The organism is Neorhizobium petrolearium, from assembly GCF_017873175.1.
In the GTDB taxonomy this organism is placed as follows: Bacteria; Pseudomonadota; Alphaproteobacteria; order Rhizobiales; family Rhizobiaceae; genus Neorhizobium; species Neorhizobium petrolearium.
The window spans coordinates 281,835-297,807 of sequence record NZ_JAGGJW010000008.1; the positions used below are offsets into that span (position 1 = coordinate 281,835).

The window sequence follows — 15,973 nt, forward strand, 5'->3', positions numbered from 1 at the left end:
TCTCCCAGGACGGAACGATGCGAAGATTATCATAGAACCGACGGGCCGTGGAAGCCGGGTCACGCCGCCCTTTTCGCCAGCAGCATGTAGTTGACGTCCATATCGGAGGAGAGGTTCCAGCGGTCCTGCAGCGGGTTGAAGAAGACGCCAGTGCGGTGGATGATTTCCATGCCGGCAGCGTGGAGCGGCTTTTCGAGCTCTTCCGGGCGTACCAGCTTTTCGTATTGGTGCGTGCCCCTCGGCAGCCAGCGCAGGACGTTTTCCGCCGCGAAGATCGCCAGCGCACCCGCCTTGAAGGTGCGGTTGATGGTGGCGACGAACATCAGCCCGCCGGGGCGGACCATTTTTGCGCAGGTGGTGATGAAGAAATCCACATCCGCCACGTGCTCCACCACTTCCATGTTCAAGACGACGTCGAAGGTCTCGCCGGCTTCGGCGAGCTGTTCGGCGGTGACGGCGCGGTAATCGACCGACGTGCCGGTCTCGGCCGCATGGGTGGAGGCGATGCCGATGTTCTTCTCCGACGGGTCGGCGCCGACGACGGTGGCACCCATCCGGGCGATCGGTTCCGATAGCAGGCCGCCGCCGCAGCCGATATCGAGAATGCGAAGGCCGGAAAGCGGCAAGTGGCTTTTCGGGTCACGGCCGAAATTTTCGCAGATGCGGTCGCGCAGATAGGTTAGCCGGACGGGATTGAACTTGTGGAGCGGCCTGAATTTTCCCATCGGGTCCCACCATTCGGCCGCCATGGCGGAGAACCGGTCGACTTCGCTCTGATCGATGGTGCTGCGGGCGGCTTCGGTCATGGTCTTCATCCCTTCGTTTCACCGGTTGAAGTCGGATGATGAGGAGCGGAAGTCAAGAGGCTGGTTGCCGCAGGGTCGGGCCATTGTCGTCCCTTCAATGCGCGGATGCGCTTCGGCATCCTGTTGTCCGGATCCTCGGAAAGCCACTTGATAAGTCCGTCGAATGCAAGCCGATACCGCTGGAATTCATCTTTATCGTGATTGGCGATACAGAGCGGCAGCCTCTCGCAAGCCCTGCCGCTCTGGCCCAGCATTTTCTGCACTTTGACGCGATCGTCCTGGGGATCACTGACGACCATCGGGCCGGAGCAGAAACGGTCGCGACGACATTTTCTCAAGGCACAATGGAATTGTACCGGATGGAGGAACCACGCGGTAGCGCGGGCGCATTCCTCGTGATGACGGGTGCGCAAAACTTCGAGCCGTGATGGTTGATCCGATGACATGAGCCGACTCCTTCATATGGACGGAATCCGCCCTTGGCGATCTCGGTATTTCTTGTTTCGGCCGGGACACGTCGGGTGCCTCGAATTAGATTTTTATAGTGACACGCGACGTGTCCCGTTCGGTGTTCTTGTGCTGCGCAACTTCGATCCCTCTGCGCGGATACCGGCACCTTAGCCAGGGCAGCGCTCGCGGCGGAAACCGCCGGACGCTCCGAAAGGTTCGTGCCTTTCGGCAAGAACCAGTCGCCGGTCCAATCATGTGTGCCGCACAGGCACGCCCCGCCATATTTTCAGACGAGAGGGGGACCATTTTCTGCGCAGCCCCTGACGACCCGCCTGCATCAACGGCAGACCGAAAGGGCACCGGTCCCATCTCGCCGGCGATGCCTGAACCGGTGTAGCCGAAACGGGACGCGGAGATTGTAGGCATGGGTTTGGAGGGCGGGGAAGATTTTGCGACAATAGAACCCCCCCTAACAAAATCTAAGACTTAGCCTCCGGCTAAGATCTTGATTTTGTAACCTCTCCCGCCAAAGGAGAGGTAAGGGTGCCACGATCTTCCGTCGGGAAATATCCCCGCTCCATGTTTACATGCGGTGCTTGTCAGGAAGGCTTGGGCAGGCGAGGATGCGCGAGAGAGGGAGGAGAGACGATGGCGATCACCGTGGCGCGGCTCAAAGAGTTGCTGGCCTTCGAGGAGGTTTCGCTGACGCTGATCGGCAGCGAAGCGGAGATCCGGGATGGATATGTTCTGGAGCGGCTGCGGTTTCGTCTGCCGGACGGCGGCAAGGTGCGCGGCTTTCTGACCCGGCCGCGCGAAGCTTCCGCCAATCGCGGGCCGGCGATCCTTTATGCCCATGCGCATGGCGGCCGATACGAGATCGGCGCTTCGGAACTGATCGAGGGCCGCGCCTCGCTTCTCGATGCGCCGGGTCCCGTGCTGGCGCGGGAGGGCTATGTGACGCTGTGCATCGACATGCCGACCTTCGGCGAGCGGGCAGGCGTCACTGAGGATGTGGCCGCAAAGGCGGCGCTCTGGCACGGGAAGACGCTGTTCGGGCAGATGGTCTCGGAACAGTCGGCGGCACTGACGTGGCTGGCGGCGCGGCCAGACGTCGATCCCGAGCGGATCGGGGTCACCGGACTGTCGATGGGGGCGACGCTTGCCTATTTTCTCGCGGCGGTCGATGACCGGGTGAAGGCGACCGCACATCTCTGTTGTTATGCGGATTTCGCGACGCTTGTCGAAACCGGCGCACATAACCGGCATGGGCATTATTTGACCGTGCCGGGGCTTTTGAAGGAAACGTCCATCGGCGAGATCGCCGGGCTGGTGGCGCCGCGGGCACAGCTCATCTGTGTGGGTTGGGATGATCCACTGACGCCGCCGGAAGCGGTGGAGAAGGCCTTTGCCGAGACGGAAGCCGCCTATCTTGAAGCGGAGGCCCTGGGGGCGCTGGTGTTCTTGCCGGAGGCGGGCGTCGGGCACAAGGAGACGCCGGCGATGCGGCGAGCCGTGCTGGCGTTCTTCAAGAGGTATTTGTGAGGCCTGATATCACCCTACTTGCCAAGGCCGGTGATGTGAACGCATCTGATGGAAATCTGATCCTTCATTTTCGACCTGGCGTAACGTGCGATCTGTCCTGCAGGACATTTCTTGTTGTCGAAAAGAACGGCTCGTCCGGGTGGCAAAGTCTGAAGTGTCGGTTGGGTGGTCACCGTCCTGCTCTGGGCATAAGCCGGAGTGGCTGCGAGCGGCTTCAGCAGAGCCGCGACAGACAAGGCAATCATGGACATGCGATACATTCTGGCCTCCCTTCCGCTCGTTTCCGGGGAATCTATAGACGGGCCGGCGGGGCCACCAGTTGTCCATCCGGAGTAAGGGAGGCCAAAAGGCCAAGGGTGGGACTTACGCCCCTTTGACCCGCAATCCATTCTGATCGAACAGATGCAATGGCGCGCCGGCGAGGGAGAAATGGACCTCGTCGCCCGGGACGATCTGCTTCTGGCCCTGGACGACCGCGAGCAGCTTTTCGCCGTTCAGATCCGCATGGATGACGGTTTCCGAGCCAAGGGCCTCCACCAACCGCACCTTGACCGGCAGGCTGCCGGGATTGTTCTCCAGCGTGATATGCTGCGGGCGGATGCCGACCGTCAGTTTTTCGCCGGCCTTCAGCTTGTGGCCACGAAGCTTGTGGTCGGCAAGCGGCACGGTGAGGCGATGACCGCCGCCGATGACAAGCGTGACCGAGCCGGTTTCCACCTCCTGGACTTCGCCCGAGAGGAAGTTCATGTGCGGCGCGCCGATGAAGCCGGCGACGAAGCGGTTGGCGGGCGTGTTGTAGAGTTCGAGCGGCGTGCCGACCTGCTCGATCCGGCCGGCGCGCATGACGACGATACGATGGGCGAGCGTCATCGCCTCCACCTGATCGTGGGTAACGTAGATCATCGTCGAGCCGATGCGGGCGTGCAGCGCGGCGAGTTCGGCGCGGGTCGAGACGCGCAGTTCGGCGTCGAGGTTCGACAGCGGTTCGTCTAGCAGGAAGGCGGTCGGGCGGCGGACGATGGCGCGGCCGATCGCGACGCGCTGGCGCTGGCCGCCGGAAAGCTGGCCGGGACGGCGCTCGAGATAGGGCTCGATCTCCAGCATGCGGGCGGCTTCCTGGATGCGCTCGGCGATCTCCGGCTTCGGCATGTTGGAGTTTTCCAGCCCGAAGGCGAGGTTCTGGCGCACGCTCATATGCGGGTAGAGCGCATAGGACTGGAAGACCATAGCAAGGCCGCGATCGGCGGCGGTGACCTCATTGACGCGCTTGCCGTCGATCTCGATCTCGCCGCCGGTGACCTTTTCAAGACCGGCAATGGTGCGCAGGAGCGTGGACTTGCCGCAGCCGGACGGGCCGACAAAGACGACGAACTCGCCATCGTTGATATGCAGGTTGATGTCTTTCAGGACGTCGACGGCGCCGTAGGATTTCTTGACATCGGTGAGTTTGATTTCGCCCATCGGTGTTCCTTATTTAAGCCCGGTGCCGGCAATGCCGGTGGTGATGAAACGCTGTAAAAAGATGAAGACCAGCACGACCGGGATCATCGTCACGACGGTCATGGCCAGGATGAAGTGCCACTGGACGTTCAGTTCGCCGGAATAGATGCTGAGCCCCACCTGCAGGGTATAGAGCTCGCGGCGGGACAAGACGATCAGCGGCCAGAGGAAGTCGTTCCAGCGCCAGACGACCGAGAAGATCGCGAGCACGGCGAGCGCCGGTGCCGTCAGCGGCAGCACGATGCGCCAGTAGATCTGCCATTCGGAGGCCTTGTCCATGCGCGCCGCGTCGATCAGTTCGTCCGGGATGGTCAGCATGTACTGACGCAGGATGAAGACGCCGGTCGGTGTGGCGACGGTCGGCAGGATGACGCCCCAGAGGCTGTTGAACAGGCCGAGCGACGAGATGATCGAATAGAGCGGCACCATGATGACCGAGAGCGGCACCATGAGCGTTGCGAGGATGATCAGCATGGCGGCGGAGCGGCCGCGGAATTCGTATTTCGACAGCGCGAAGGCGGCCATGGAGTTGACGACGAGGGTGATCAGCGTCGCCGTGACCGTGACGAAGACGGAATTCCAGAGGTAGCGCAGGAAATCGAAATGCACGAAGGGTTCGGTGTAATTCGACGTCGCGAAGGAGAGGGTGCGCACTGGCTGGCGGTCGTTGATATTGATGCGGACGATTTCGCCAGGCGCCTTCGGATCGACCATCTGGGACATAATGCCGATGCGGCGCACTTCCGCCAGCACGCGGGTCGAGCCGTCCGGCATCTTCGCATTAAAGAGTTGCAGCGGCTTGTCGTAGCCCTCGACCGTCGCCTGGCTGGTGACATAGGGCAGGATCGACGGCGGGAATTCGGCAAGTGCTGCCGGAGTCTTGAAAGAGGAAAAGCCAAGCCAGACGGCCGGGCCGAACATGATGATCAGCCCGCCGGTCAACCAGACCCAGGTGACGATGTCCGTCCAGTGCCAGCCTTTGCCGCCCTTGCGACGCAGAATGAAACGCGCAGCCGCACCCATCAGCGTTTCCCCTTGTTCTCGTTCTTCCGACCGATGCCGAGCTGGATCAACGTGAGGACCACGAGCACGCTGCCCATCAGGATCGAGGCGGCGGCGGCGAGGCCCGGATTGCGGAGCGCCGAGGCGAAGCCGGTTTCATAGATATACTGCGTGAGGTAGAGCGTGCTGGTGCCCGGACCGCCGCCGGTCAGCACATAGACCTCGTCGAAGATCTGCACGGCGCGGATCAATGCCAGCACCACGACGACCAGGAGATTGGGGGCGAGCAGCGGCAGGGTGATGCGCCAGAAGACACGCGCAGGCTTTGTGCCATCCATCTCGGCCGCTTCATAGAGATCCTTGGGGATCGCCTGCAGGCCGGCGAGCAGGATCAGCGCATAGAAGCCCATATGTGCCCAAATCGACACGCCGATCGTGGCGGCGAAGGTCCAGGTGCGGTCGGTGAGCCAGGTATAGGGCTCGGTGTCGCCGAACTGGAAGAGGATGAAGTTCAACAGTCCCTGGCGCTGCAGGATCCATTTCCAGATCAACCCGACGACGACGGGCGACAACAGGACGGGGAAGAAGAAGACGGCACGCCAGAAGGAGCGGGCAGCAAGATCGCGATTGAGGATCAGCGCCGTGATGAGTGCCGTCAGGATCATCAGAGCGACCTGCAGGATCACGAACCAGAACGTGTTGCCGACGGCCGTCCAGAAGGCGTCCTCCTGGCAGGACATCGGATCGAGATAGTTCTGGCAGGTGAAGAGGCGGGCATATTGCTCGCCGCCGACGAAATTGCGCTCGGCAAGGAAGAAGGCGGTGCCGCCGGTCATCGAATAGACGAAGTTGATGACGAGCGGCAAGAGCACGAAAATGCCGAAGATCAGCATGTTCGGCGCCAGGAAAAAGGCCGCCATGCCGCCGATGCCGGTCGACTTCTGCAGGCCGCGCAAAGGCACGTCGATGAGGCGCATCAGAGCGTTGACGGGCGCCATGAGGAGGGCGCCGAGGCGGGAAGACGAGGATGAAGTGGGCGAAGGTGACGTCATAGGCACGCTCCCTCTTCTCCCCAGCGAGGAGAAGGTGGTCCGAAGGACCGGATGAGGGGGGCGCAACCAAATTGACGGTGAGGAGAGCGCCTTGTGCGGCCCCCCTCATCGCCTCGCCTTGCTCGGCTCTTCTCCCCGTGGGGGAGAAGAGGGAGGGCGGGGCCGATGGCATGCGTTCCCCCGGCACTTCCCAGGAGAAGCTCTCCCCCTCTCGGGGGGAAAGCGAATTGCGAGAGGGTGGTGGCAGTTGCCATCACTGACCGGCGTCCTTGACCTTCTGGGCGATGTCGGCGTCGATGCGCTGGAAGGCGTCGTCGAGCTTCAGTTCGCCGGCGAGCGTCTGGCCGATGCGGGTGACGACGGCGGCGTAGACCGTGTCGGACCAGCGCCAGCCGGGCAGCTTCAGAGCGGTTTCGGATGTCGTCTTGGTCGCCTCGACGAACTTGGTCAAGGCAGCCTTGGCCTGGGCATTGTCGGTCTTGAAGTCGAGACCGCCCTTGTCGACCACGCCCTTGTGACCGGGCAGGAACAGGGTGCGCTCGGAAAATTCCTTGACGATCTTCTCCTGAGCGAACCAGTCCATGACGACCGCGACTTCCTTCGGGTTCTTGGTGTATTTGACCGCCACGAGTGCCGCGCCGCCGGGCATGCCGGTGCAGGCTGCCGAGCCGCAGGGGCTTCCGACCGCGACCCAATCGAAGTTGTTGCCGATCTTGGTGGCGAGGTTCGCCACCTGCCAGGAACCGGAATAATAGAAAGCGAGCTGGCCGTTGATGAAGTCGTCGGCGGCGGCGCGATAGGTGGAACCCGCGGCCGAAACCCAGACATCTTTGGAGAAGGAGCCGTCACCAACCCAGTTGACGAACTTGGTCAGGAAGTCCTTCGCACCCTTGTCGAGCGGGGCGGGCTTGCCGTCCTTGCCGATGTAGTTTGCGCCGTAGGAGAGCATCGGCGCGGTGATGCGGTGGCCGGAGCGGTCGATCGCCATGGCGAACGGGATCTGCTGGCTCTCCTTGACCTTCCTGGCCGCGGTTGCCCAGTCATCCCAGGTGGCTTTCGGTCCAGGAATTTCGACGCCGGCCTGCTCGAACAGGGTCTTGTTGGCATACCCCCCGGTCAGCGTGATCTGGGTCATGAAGCCGGAAATCTGGTTGGAGCCGTCCGGACGCATCCAGTCCGCCTGGGCGCCGAAATTGTCGTCCCAGTATTTGGCGTCCTTGACCAGCGGGCGCAGGTCGAGCCAGTGCCTGGAGAGATCCTTGATCGCAGTGACGCGGGCGATATCCGGGCCGTTGCCGGCTTCGAGCTGGACGGGGAGCTGTTCCTTGATGACGCTGTAGGCGACGTTATCGAGGATGACGTTGATGCCCGGATTTTCCTTCATGAAGCGGCCGACGAGGTCCTTCATGACCTCGCCTTCGACGCCGTCCGAATACCACATGATGCGGACATCGCCGGCGAATGCCGCCGTCGAGGTGAGAAGGGCGAGCGCGGTGCCCGCCAGGATCGATTTCACTTTCATGTTCAGTTCCTCCACTTTTATGGACGGGGCCTCCTCCCGTCCGGTTTTTAGATCAGGAAGCGCTCAGCATCCTTGCTTCGCCTTTGGCGGTGTAATCCGCCCGTGCGATTACGCGGCCTTCGGCTTCTATCGCGCCGTCGGCCTTGAAGCGGACGGTACCATATTCCGGGTCTTCGACAACGAATGCGCCATCGGCTTCCTGCTGCGCGGCAAGGCCGCCGAAACGGTTTTCGACGGAAGCGAGATCGCCGGCCTCGCAGACGCGGACGATCCAGCGGGTCTTCTGGCCATATTGCCGCAGTTCCGCACCGGCCGACGGGCCTTCGGTGGCGGGGACGAGGTCAGAGCCGGCGCGTAGCAGGACGCTACCGTTGCCGGAGCGGGCAAGCGCGAGGCTGCCGGAGACGCGGGTTTCGTCGAATTCCGCCTTCGGGAACCAGGCATGGGTGAAATCCGGCTGTTCCTCGTAGGTGGTGAATTCGAGGATCGCGAGGCCGCGATATTGCTGCGCGCGCGGAATGGTGCCGCAGCCGCCCCAATAGGAGGGCCGGCCGTAGCCGAACTGGATGGTCTCGCCCGGATGGTTGATCCAGATCGCCGCTTCCGGCTTGTCGCCGAGGCGCAGATGCAGGACGGTTTCCTGGTAGCCCCATTCGTCCCAACGGTAATGGACGGTCGAACCCATGGCGAAATGCTCGCCTTTATAGTGATAAAGCGCGGCGAAGGAGTTCTCGCCCTGGGCGAAGCGCCATTCCTGATGTTTTGCGTTGCGATGATCGGCGATTGCCGCAAAGGAGGCGGGGATTTCGAGACCATGGTCGCGCAGGCACACCGCCATCTGCGGCAGGCAATGGACGCGGCGGCCGTAAAAACCCTTGCCCCAGAGAAGACGGGCGACGGCAGAAAGCTCCAGCGACCGGCCGGCGCAGAGCGTGTGCTCGTAGGAACGCCCTTGCGCTGCCGTGACCATGCCGTGATGGGCGGAGCGGGCGATGATTTCGCACAGACGGACGATACCGGCTTTGGCGCGGTCGGCGATATCCCTGTCCGGCGAGAGGGCGGCGAGCGCGGTGAGGCCCTTCAGGTCGATCGGGAAATAGGGAGCGGAGTTGAACTCCGCCATTTCCCATTTCTCGAAATGGTCGAGCCAGGCTCGAACGCGCTCCGCGCCAACCTTCGCCTGCTCCGAGCCTTTACGGCCGGAACGGACGAAGGTGGCTTCCGGGAGGAGGTGGCCGGCCAGATAGGCCGAGGTGTGGAAGAGAAGCGCGTGGTTTTCCGAAAAATACCACTGAACGTCGTTGCCCGGCTCGTCCATCCAGTAGCGGTAGTTGAGAATCGCGCCATCGATGCGGGCACGGGTCTTCTCGTTGATATCCTTGCCCCAGACGATGCGCGACCAGATGAGCGGCACGAGCGAGAAATCGGCGCAGTCGTGGCAGTCCTCGATCGACGGCAATATCTCCTCGATCATCGCGTCCGTATCGGCGCCGGCGCGGCCGCTGGCGAGACGGGCGAAGGCACGGACGGTATCGCGCTCGGAATATTCGGACACTTCATCCAGCGTTTCGATGATGCGATCAGACAGGGAGGCGGGGGCCTCGCCTTGGCGGGCGGCATGGCAGATTTCGACGCCGACCGAGCGGGAAGCGACGAAGCCGCCGGCATCTAGTGTCACACGCAGGTGTCGGAAATCGGCGGGTGCCTTTTCCGACGGGCCGACATTGAGGCTCCTGGCACCGGCCGGCAACGTGAAGTCGAAATCGAAACGCTCGCGGGACATGAAGTCGCCTTCGATCGCAACGTTGACTTTCACCTCGACCGGCAGCGGTTCTGCAAGAAGGAGGGTGATATCGCCGCCGAAATAATGCTGGCGGTCGAGATGCATGCCGTCGAGCGCCGTTTCGAGGCTTTCGGCGACGTGGCCCGCGACCGGGACGGGGAGGGCGACACTCGCGGCCGGGCCGGAGAGATAGTCGAACTGGTAGAAATAGCGGGCGTCGCGCTCGGCCAGATCGTCGAAGAAGAGGACGATCTCGTTGAGGCCCGCCGTCAGCGGCAGGTCGAATTCCTGCTTGGCTTCAAGATTGCGGCTGTAGGGCGCCATCCAGCCGATTTCGGTGCCGTTCAGCCAGAGCACGGCGCCGCCGCAGGTGCCGAGGCGGATTTTCGCCGTGCCGGCGGTCTCGGCCTCGATATAGGTGCGGGCCCAGGTGGCGAGCCGCGTCGGGCGGAACCAGAAGCCGGAAAGATCGAGACGCGGCGAACCGAAGGGCAGCCACCAGCGGGCGGCCTCGAACTCGCCGCGCACGTCGGGCCTTTTTCCCCGATAGGTCTCGGCAAAGATCGTTCGGCAGGGATATTCGTGCGGGATGAAGTTCTTCACCTTGGTCAAGAAGAAGAACGGGTCCATTTCGCCTTTCATCGGCGCGTCCGGCACGTCGAACCGTTCCTGCGCCGTGCGGCCGAGCTGCCAGTACCGGACCGCTTCGCCCGGCTTCAAGGTCTTCCGCATCCAGTTTGCTTCAGGATTCATGTCAGGTCCGCACTTATTTCAGTTCGCTGAGGGCCACGGGGGCCACGTCGTTATATTCCTGGTTTTCGCCAGTCATGCCCCAGACGAAGGCGTATTGCGCCGTGCCGGCCCCCATATGGATCGACCAGGCTGGCGAGAGCACGGCGTCGAGGTTCTTCACGACGAGATGGCGCGTCTCTTCCGGGCGACCCATCAAGTGGATGACCCGCTCCTCTTCGGGCAGGTCGAAATAGCAATAGGCTTCCATGCGGCGCTCATGCAGGTGTGGCGGCATGGTGTTCCAGATGCTGCCTTCCGCGAGATCGGTAATGCCGAGCAGAAGCAGGCAGGATGGCGCCACTTCCGGATGAATGTACATCCGGAGGTTCCGGAGATTGGCGCGTTTGGGATCGCCGAAGGTCAACATCTTGGATTCCGACCGCTTGATGAGACGGTGCGGGAAATCGGCGCCGGCCGGCACGGAATTCATGTAGAAGCGGGCGGGCTTTTCAGCAGATGCGCTGGCGGCCGAGATTTCCTGCACGCCGCGGCCGACATAGAGCACGTCGCGGTTTTCCAGCGTAAAGCTCTTACCGTCGACGGTGATGGTTCCGGCGCCGCCGAGGTTGGCGATGCCCATTTCGCGGGCGGAAAGCAGGAAGGGGGTGCCGATCTCCTCGCCTGAGCCGAAAGTCAGCATGGTGGAAACCGGGACGGCTCCGCCGAGGATCAGGCGATCGACATGGGTATAGGTGAAGGTCACCCTGTCGGCCTGGAACAGGTCTTCCATCAGGAACTCGGCACGCAGCCTGGCCGTGTCATAGGCCTTGATGTCGTCGGGGCCTGCCCCGTAAAGCACTTTCATCGTCATGCCGTTTTTTCTCCCGCGTCCACATGCCGAAGCGCTTCGGACAGGCAGAGAATGGAAAGCGCCTGTCCGTAGCCGGTCGGCTGGATCGGAATGTCCCGATAGAATTGCAGGTCGTGGCCCATGCGAGTGCCGTAGGAGACATTCAGCACGGTGCCGGTTTCATCGATATTAGCAAGCACCGCCTCGACGGCCTTCAGGCCCGCGGCGCGCCATTCATGTGTGCCGAGGCCGAGGCGGTAGCCCTTCAGCAGGCCGTAGCCGAAGCCGGCGGTGGCGGAGATCTCCTCATAGGAGGAGGGATCGTCGATGAGGGTGCGCCAGGCGCCGGAGGCCGTCTGCAGCGGCAGGAGCGCGTTCACCTGCGCCACCAGCACGCCAAGGAGGTATTCCTTCACCGGCTTCGGCATTTCCGCGAGGTCGAAGAGATCGAGCATGCCGGCGGTGATCCAGGCGTTGCCGCGCGCCCAGCGGGCCTCGGCGAAATTGTGCCGGCCCCGGAACGTCCACCCGTGAAACCAGAGCCCGGTCTTCCTGTCGGCGAGATAGCGGGTGTGGACGAGGAACTGCCTCGCGGCTTCGTCGACCAGTTCGGTGCGGCCGCTCGCCTGGCCGTAGGAGGCGAGGAAGAGGGCGACCATATAAAGCGTGTCGTCCCAGAGTTCGTCGTCGTTGACCTTGTCGGAAACGTGGTGCTCGAAGGCGCCTTCCTCGGTGCGGCCCATTCCGGCCATGACGTGGGTCGCCCAGGCATCGAGAACCGGCTGCCAGCGCGGATCACGCGTCTCGCGCCAGAGCACCGACAAGCCCAGCATGGGAGCGGTGGTGTTGACGTTGAGCGAGGGGAGGCCGGCCTCTATGCGGGTCGCATACCAATTTTCGATGAGGGCTTTCAAATCGTCGCGACCGGTGAACAGCCAGAGGCGGATCAGGCCATAGAGGCCGACGCCTTGCGGCCATTCCCAGCTATCGAAGGAGATATAGTCGCCGGCGGTGCCGTCGAGATTGGGTTCGTGGAAGCGGCCATCGTGGCGCAGGCCGGTCATACCGGCCACCAGGCGGTCAAGCTTTTCACGGATATCCCGGGCTGAAAGGCCCATTATGCAATTCCTCCCTTCGCTGCAGCCATGTGGGCGCAGGATTGTCGATCCGTCTCTCCCGAACGGTAGCATCATGAAAACATCTGAAAATTGATTGCGCAATATGAAAATTTTTTGCAGTCTGGTATCCGATTTACGGGGAGGATGGCATGGCAACCTCAATCACTCCGGGCAAACGCGGCAAGAAGAGCCGGCGGGTGCGGCTGGAAGACATCGCGGAAAAGGTCGGCGTTTCGTTGAGCACGGTCTCGCGGGCGCTCGCCGGCGAGAAGGGGGTGCGCGCTGATATCCGCCAGCGCATCCTGGAGGCTGCGAAGGATATCAACTACACCGTGCCGACACCCGTTGCCGGCAAGAAGGTGGTGCTGGCCGCCTCGAGTGCGGCCATGATCGACTACGTGCGCAACCAGTTCACGCTCTACGTGCTCGAAGGCCTGAGGGACCGGGCGCAGGCGCTGGGGCTCGAAATCGTCACGCGCGCCGTCGCGGACGAGACGGAAGAGAAGCTCGTGCTGGAAGAGGCGCGCGCCGACCCGGATGTGGCAGGGCTTTTGTTCCTGACCGTCGACGACGAAGGCATGCTGGCCGCCACCCGCGGCTTCGGCAAGCCGGTTGTCCTCATCAACGGCGACGATCCTTACATGCGGCTTTCGAGCGTGACGCCCTGCAACCGCTCGGCGGCGCGGCTTGCGGCGGATTATCTGATCCGGCTCGGCCATCAGCGCATCCTCTTCCTCATGCGTCCCGGGCGAAGCACCATCGACCGGCGGCGCGAAGGATGGCAGGACGCGTTTCTCCACCATGGTCTGCCGTGTCCGGCCGATCTGGTCCTGCTGGTGGACGACTGGCTGCCGGAACTGGCGGCCCAGGCGATTGGCGAGAGGTTGCGCAGGAAGGGGCTCGATTTCACGGCGGTACTGGCAGCAGGTGACAGTCTAGCCGTCGGCGCGATGATGGGCGTGCAGCAGATGGGCCACACCGTTCCGGGAGATGTCTCCGTCATGGGCATGGACGACCTACCGCAGGCGGCCTTCCTCAACCCGCCGCTGACGACGATGCATATCCCGATGCGCGAGCTCGGCGCGGTGGCGCTCGACCTGCTCCGCGACGCCCTGTCTGGCTTTGCCACGCCGACGCGGCGGATAGAACTCGCCTGCCACATTGCCGAACGGCAATCGACAGGCCCCGCGAGGAAGCCTTAACGCCAGCCCAACGGGACATTCATGCGCCGTTCAGAGGTGTACTGGAACAATGGGCGCGTCTCGAACATTGATAAGCCGCAATGCAATCGCACGGCAGATCGATAATGTCAGTTCGGACAATTACGGTTTCTCAGGAGGAAGCCCCGTGAAGAAGATTCTGATGTCCGTTGCGGCCTTTTGCGCTCTGTTCGTGGCGCCATCGCTGGCGGAAGCGGCCGTGCGTGGTTTCGCGACGGCCAATGTCAACATGCGGTCGGGGCCGAGCACCGGCTATCCCGCAGTTACCGTCATCCCGGTCGGCACGCCCGTCACCATCAACGGCTGCATGAGCAGCGTCAACTGGTGCGACGTCTCCTTCTATGGCGGGCGCGGCTGGGTGTCGGGCAATTATGTGCAGGCCAGCTACCGCTCCGACCGGGTCTATGTCGGGCCGCAATACTACCGCCCGCTCGGCATTCCGATCATCACCTTCGACATCAACACCTATTGGGGCCGCTATTATCGCGACCGCGACTTCTACCGCGACCGCGACCGCTGGCGGCGCTATACGTGGGAGCCGAGCCGCAATCCGCCTCCGCCCCCGCCGCCGCGTTGGGAACGCGACCGCGACCGTTGGGATCCGCCTTCGCCGCCAAGGCCGCCCCGCTGGGAGCGGGACAGGAGCGATATCCGTCCGCCCAGTTGGGATCGCGACAGAGCGCGCGAAGAGTGGCGCGACAGGGACCGCGATCGCGATAGAGAACGGGCCCGCATTGAACGCCAGCAGGAACGAAAGCGCGAGCAGGTCGAGCGAGTGCGCGACAGAGAACGCTTTGAGCGCGATTCCAGCCGCGACCGTGATCGTGACAGACGAGAGCGTTCCAACAGCAAGTGCGACCAATCCGGTATCGGCTGCCAATTGAGGCCTTGACGATCCGCGATGCTATCAAAACCGCGCGACCGACGGCCGCGCGGTTTTGATTTGCGGGCGGCCGTTCCGACTGACGGCCATATATATCCTGCCCATTGCGCCTTTCCCCCCTTTTCGATAATAGACCGCCCAACTTGACAATCCTGTCATGGAAGACGGGATTTCAACATGGTTCGAAAGCAGACGCCCTGGCGCTTGAAGGCCCGGGTGAGACAGTGGTTTTGGTCGTATGGCTCGCATCGTCATGAAGTTCGGCGGCACCTCCGTCGCCAATCTCGAACGCATTCACAACGTCGCGCGCCATGTGAAACGGGAGGTCGAAGCCGGCCACGAGGTGGCGGTCGTCGTCTCGGCCATGTCCGGCAAGACAAACGAACTGGTCGGCTGGGTGCAGGACGCGCCGAAAGTGACCGGCGCCAACTCGCCCTTCTACGACGCCCGTGAATATGACGCGGTTGTCGCCTCAGGTGAGCAGGTGACTTCCGGGCTCCTGGCGATCGCGCTGCAGTCCATGGGCATCAACGCCCGCTCCTGGCAGGGCTGGCAGATCCCGATCCGCACCGATAACGCCCATGGCGCGGCGCGCATCCTGGAGATCGACGGTTCCGAGATCATCAAGCGCATGGGCGAGGGGCAGGTCGCCGTCGTCGCCGGTTTCCAGGGACTCGGGCCCGACAACCGGATCGCCACGCTCGGCCGCGGCGGTTCCGACACGAGCGCGGTTGCGATAGCCGCCGCCGTCAAGGCCGACCGCTGCGACATCTATACGGATGTCGACGGCGTCTACACGACGGACCCGCGCATCGAGCCGAAGGCGCGCCGCATGAAGAAGGTCTCCTTCGAGGAAATGCTGGAAATGGCCTCCCTCGGCTCGAAGGTCCTGCAGGTGCGTTCGGTCGAACTCGCCATGGTGTTCAAGGTCCGCACCTTCGTGCGCTCCAGTTTCGAGGATCCCGATGCGCCGGGCATGGGCGACCTTCTGAACCCGCCCGGCACGTTGATTTGCGACGAGGAAGAAATCGTGGAACAGGAAGTCGTCACCGGCATCGCCTATGCCAAGGATGAAGCGCAGATTTCGCTCCGGCGGCTCGCCGACCGGCCGGGTGTCTCGGCCGCGATCTTCGGTCCGCTCGCCGAAGCGCATATCAATGTCGACATGATCGTGCAGAACACGTCGGAAGACGGTTCGAAGACCGACATGACCTTTACCGTGCCCTCCGGCGACGTGCAGAAGGCGCTGAAGGTGCTCGATGAAAACAAGGCGACGATCGGCTTCGATGTCGCCCAAAGCGAATCAGGTCTCGCCAAGGTATCGGTCATCGGCATCGGCATGCGCAGTCATGCGGGCGTGGCCGCGCTCGCTTTCAAGGCACTTGCCGAAAAAGGCATCAACATCAAGGCCATTACGACCTCCGAAATCAAGATTTCCATCCTGATCGACGGTGCTTATTCCGAACTCGCAGTTCGGACTTTGCATTCCGCCTACGGTCTCGATAAGAGTTGA

Annotated in this window: 14 protein-coding genes; 5 read left to right on the top strand and 9 right to left on the bottom strand. The window is 62.8% G+C overall.

The features are described 5' to 3' along the window. Positions 1 to 59: 59 nt before the first annotated feature. Positions 60 to 806: a bifunctional 2-polyprenyl-6-hydroxyphenol methylase/3-demethylubiquinol 3-O-methyltransferase UbiG gene (ubiG, locus tag J2046_RS17440; protein WP_210053932.1), complete on the bottom strand. Its 747-nt coding sequence runs from the start codon at positions 804 to 806 to the stop codon at positions 60 to 62. A gap of 83 nt (positions 807 to 889) precedes the next feature. Here ubiG and J2046_RS17445 point away from each other — a divergent pair, with 83 nt between their 5' ends. Both J2046_RS17445 and J2046_RS17450 read left to right on the top strand, forming a co-directional pair. After that, positions 890 to 1,234, top strand: coding sequence for a hypothetical protein (locus J2046_RS17445; protein ID WP_210053934.1), 345 nt, complete (start codon positions 890 to 892; stop codon positions 1,232 to 1,234). A gap of 670 nt (positions 1,235 to 1,904) precedes the next feature. Then, complete coding sequence (locus tag J2046_RS17450) at positions 1,905 to 2,798, top strand: alpha/beta hydrolase family protein (protein WP_210053936.1); 894 nt, start codon at positions 1,905 to 1,907, stop codon at positions 2,796 to 2,798. A 14-nt stretch (positions 2,799 to 2,812) separates the two neighbouring features. Here the strand turns inward: J2046_RS17450 and J2046_RS17455 are convergent, their stop codons facing one another. The 8 genes from J2046_RS17455 to bglB form a co-directional block, all read right to left on the bottom strand. Beyond that, positions 2,813 to 3,058, bottom strand: coding sequence for a DUF6719 family protein (locus J2046_RS17455; protein ID WP_210053937.1), 246 nt, complete (start codon positions 3,056 to 3,058; stop codon positions 2,813 to 2,815). 103 nt (positions 3,059 to 3,161) lie between these two features. Continuing rightward, the gene (locus J2046_RS17460; RefSeq protein ID WP_210053939.1) at positions 3,162 to 4,259 is read right to left on the bottom strand and encodes an ABC transporter ATP-binding protein; all 1,098 of its coding nucleotides are present in this window, start codon (positions 4,257 to 4,259) and stop codon (positions 3,162 to 3,164) included. A gap of 9 nt (positions 4,260 to 4,268) precedes the next feature. Further along, positions 4,269 to 5,321, bottom strand: coding sequence for a carbohydrate ABC transporter permease (locus J2046_RS17465; RefSeq protein WP_210053941.1), 1,053 nt, complete (start codon positions 5,319 to 5,321; stop codon positions 4,269 to 4,271). Then, on the bottom strand, positions 5,321 to 6,352 hold the full coding sequence (locus tag J2046_RS17470) for a carbohydrate ABC transporter permease (RefSeq protein WP_210053943.1): 1,032 nt from the start codon (positions 6,350 to 6,352) through the stop codon (positions 5,321 to 5,323). Before J2046_RS17470 ends, J2046_RS17465 begins: the two co-directional genes overlap by 1 nt. 253 nt (positions 6,353 to 6,605) lie before the next feature. Further along, positions 6,606 to 7,874 (bottom strand): ABC transporter substrate-binding protein, encoded by a 1,269-nt coding sequence (locus tag J2046_RS17475; RefSeq protein ID WP_210053945.1) that lies wholly within the window; start codon positions 7,872 to 7,874, stop codon positions 6,606 to 6,608. 52 nt (positions 7,875 to 7,926) lie between these two features. Next, entirely contained in the window at positions 7,927 to 10,410 is a 2,484-nt protein-coding gene (locus J2046_RS17480) for a hypothetical protein (protein WP_210053947.1), read from the bottom strand. Positions 10,411 to 10,423: 13 nt separating this feature from the next. Then, on the bottom strand, positions 10,424 to 11,260 hold the full coding sequence (kduI, locus tag J2046_RS17485) for a 5-dehydro-4-deoxy-D-glucuronate isomerase (RefSeq protein WP_210053949.1): 837 nt from the start codon (positions 11,258 to 11,260) through the stop codon (positions 10,424 to 10,426). Continuing rightward, on the bottom strand, positions 11,257 to 12,357 hold the full coding sequence (bglB, locus tag J2046_RS17490; protein WP_210053951.1) for a beta-galactosidase BglB: 1,101 nt from the start codon (positions 12,355 to 12,357) through the stop codon (positions 11,257 to 11,259). The genes kduI and bglB overlap by 4 nt, the downstream gene beginning before the upstream one ends. Positions 12,358 to 12,506: 149 nt before the next feature. Here bglB and J2046_RS17495 point away from each other — a divergent pair, with 149 nt between their 5' ends. The 3 genes from J2046_RS17495 (at position 12,507) to J2046_RS17505 (ending at position 15,973) form a co-directional block, all read left to right on the top strand. Next, entirely contained in the window at positions 12,507 to 13,559 is a 1,053-nt protein-coding gene (locus J2046_RS17495; protein WP_210053953.1) for a LacI family DNA-binding transcriptional regulator, read from the top strand. A gap of 145 nt (positions 13,560 to 13,704) precedes the next feature. Continuing rightward, positions 13,705 to 14,469: an SH3 domain-containing protein gene (locus J2046_RS17500; RefSeq protein ID WP_325169763.1), complete on the top strand. Its 765-nt coding sequence runs from the start codon at positions 13,705 to 13,707 to the stop codon at positions 14,467 to 14,469. 229 nt (positions 14,470 to 14,698) lie between these two features. Further along, on the top strand, positions 14,699 to 15,973 hold the full coding sequence (locus J2046_RS17505; protein WP_037157177.1) for an aspartate kinase: 1,275 nt from the start codon (positions 14,699 to 14,701) through the stop codon (positions 15,971 to 15,973).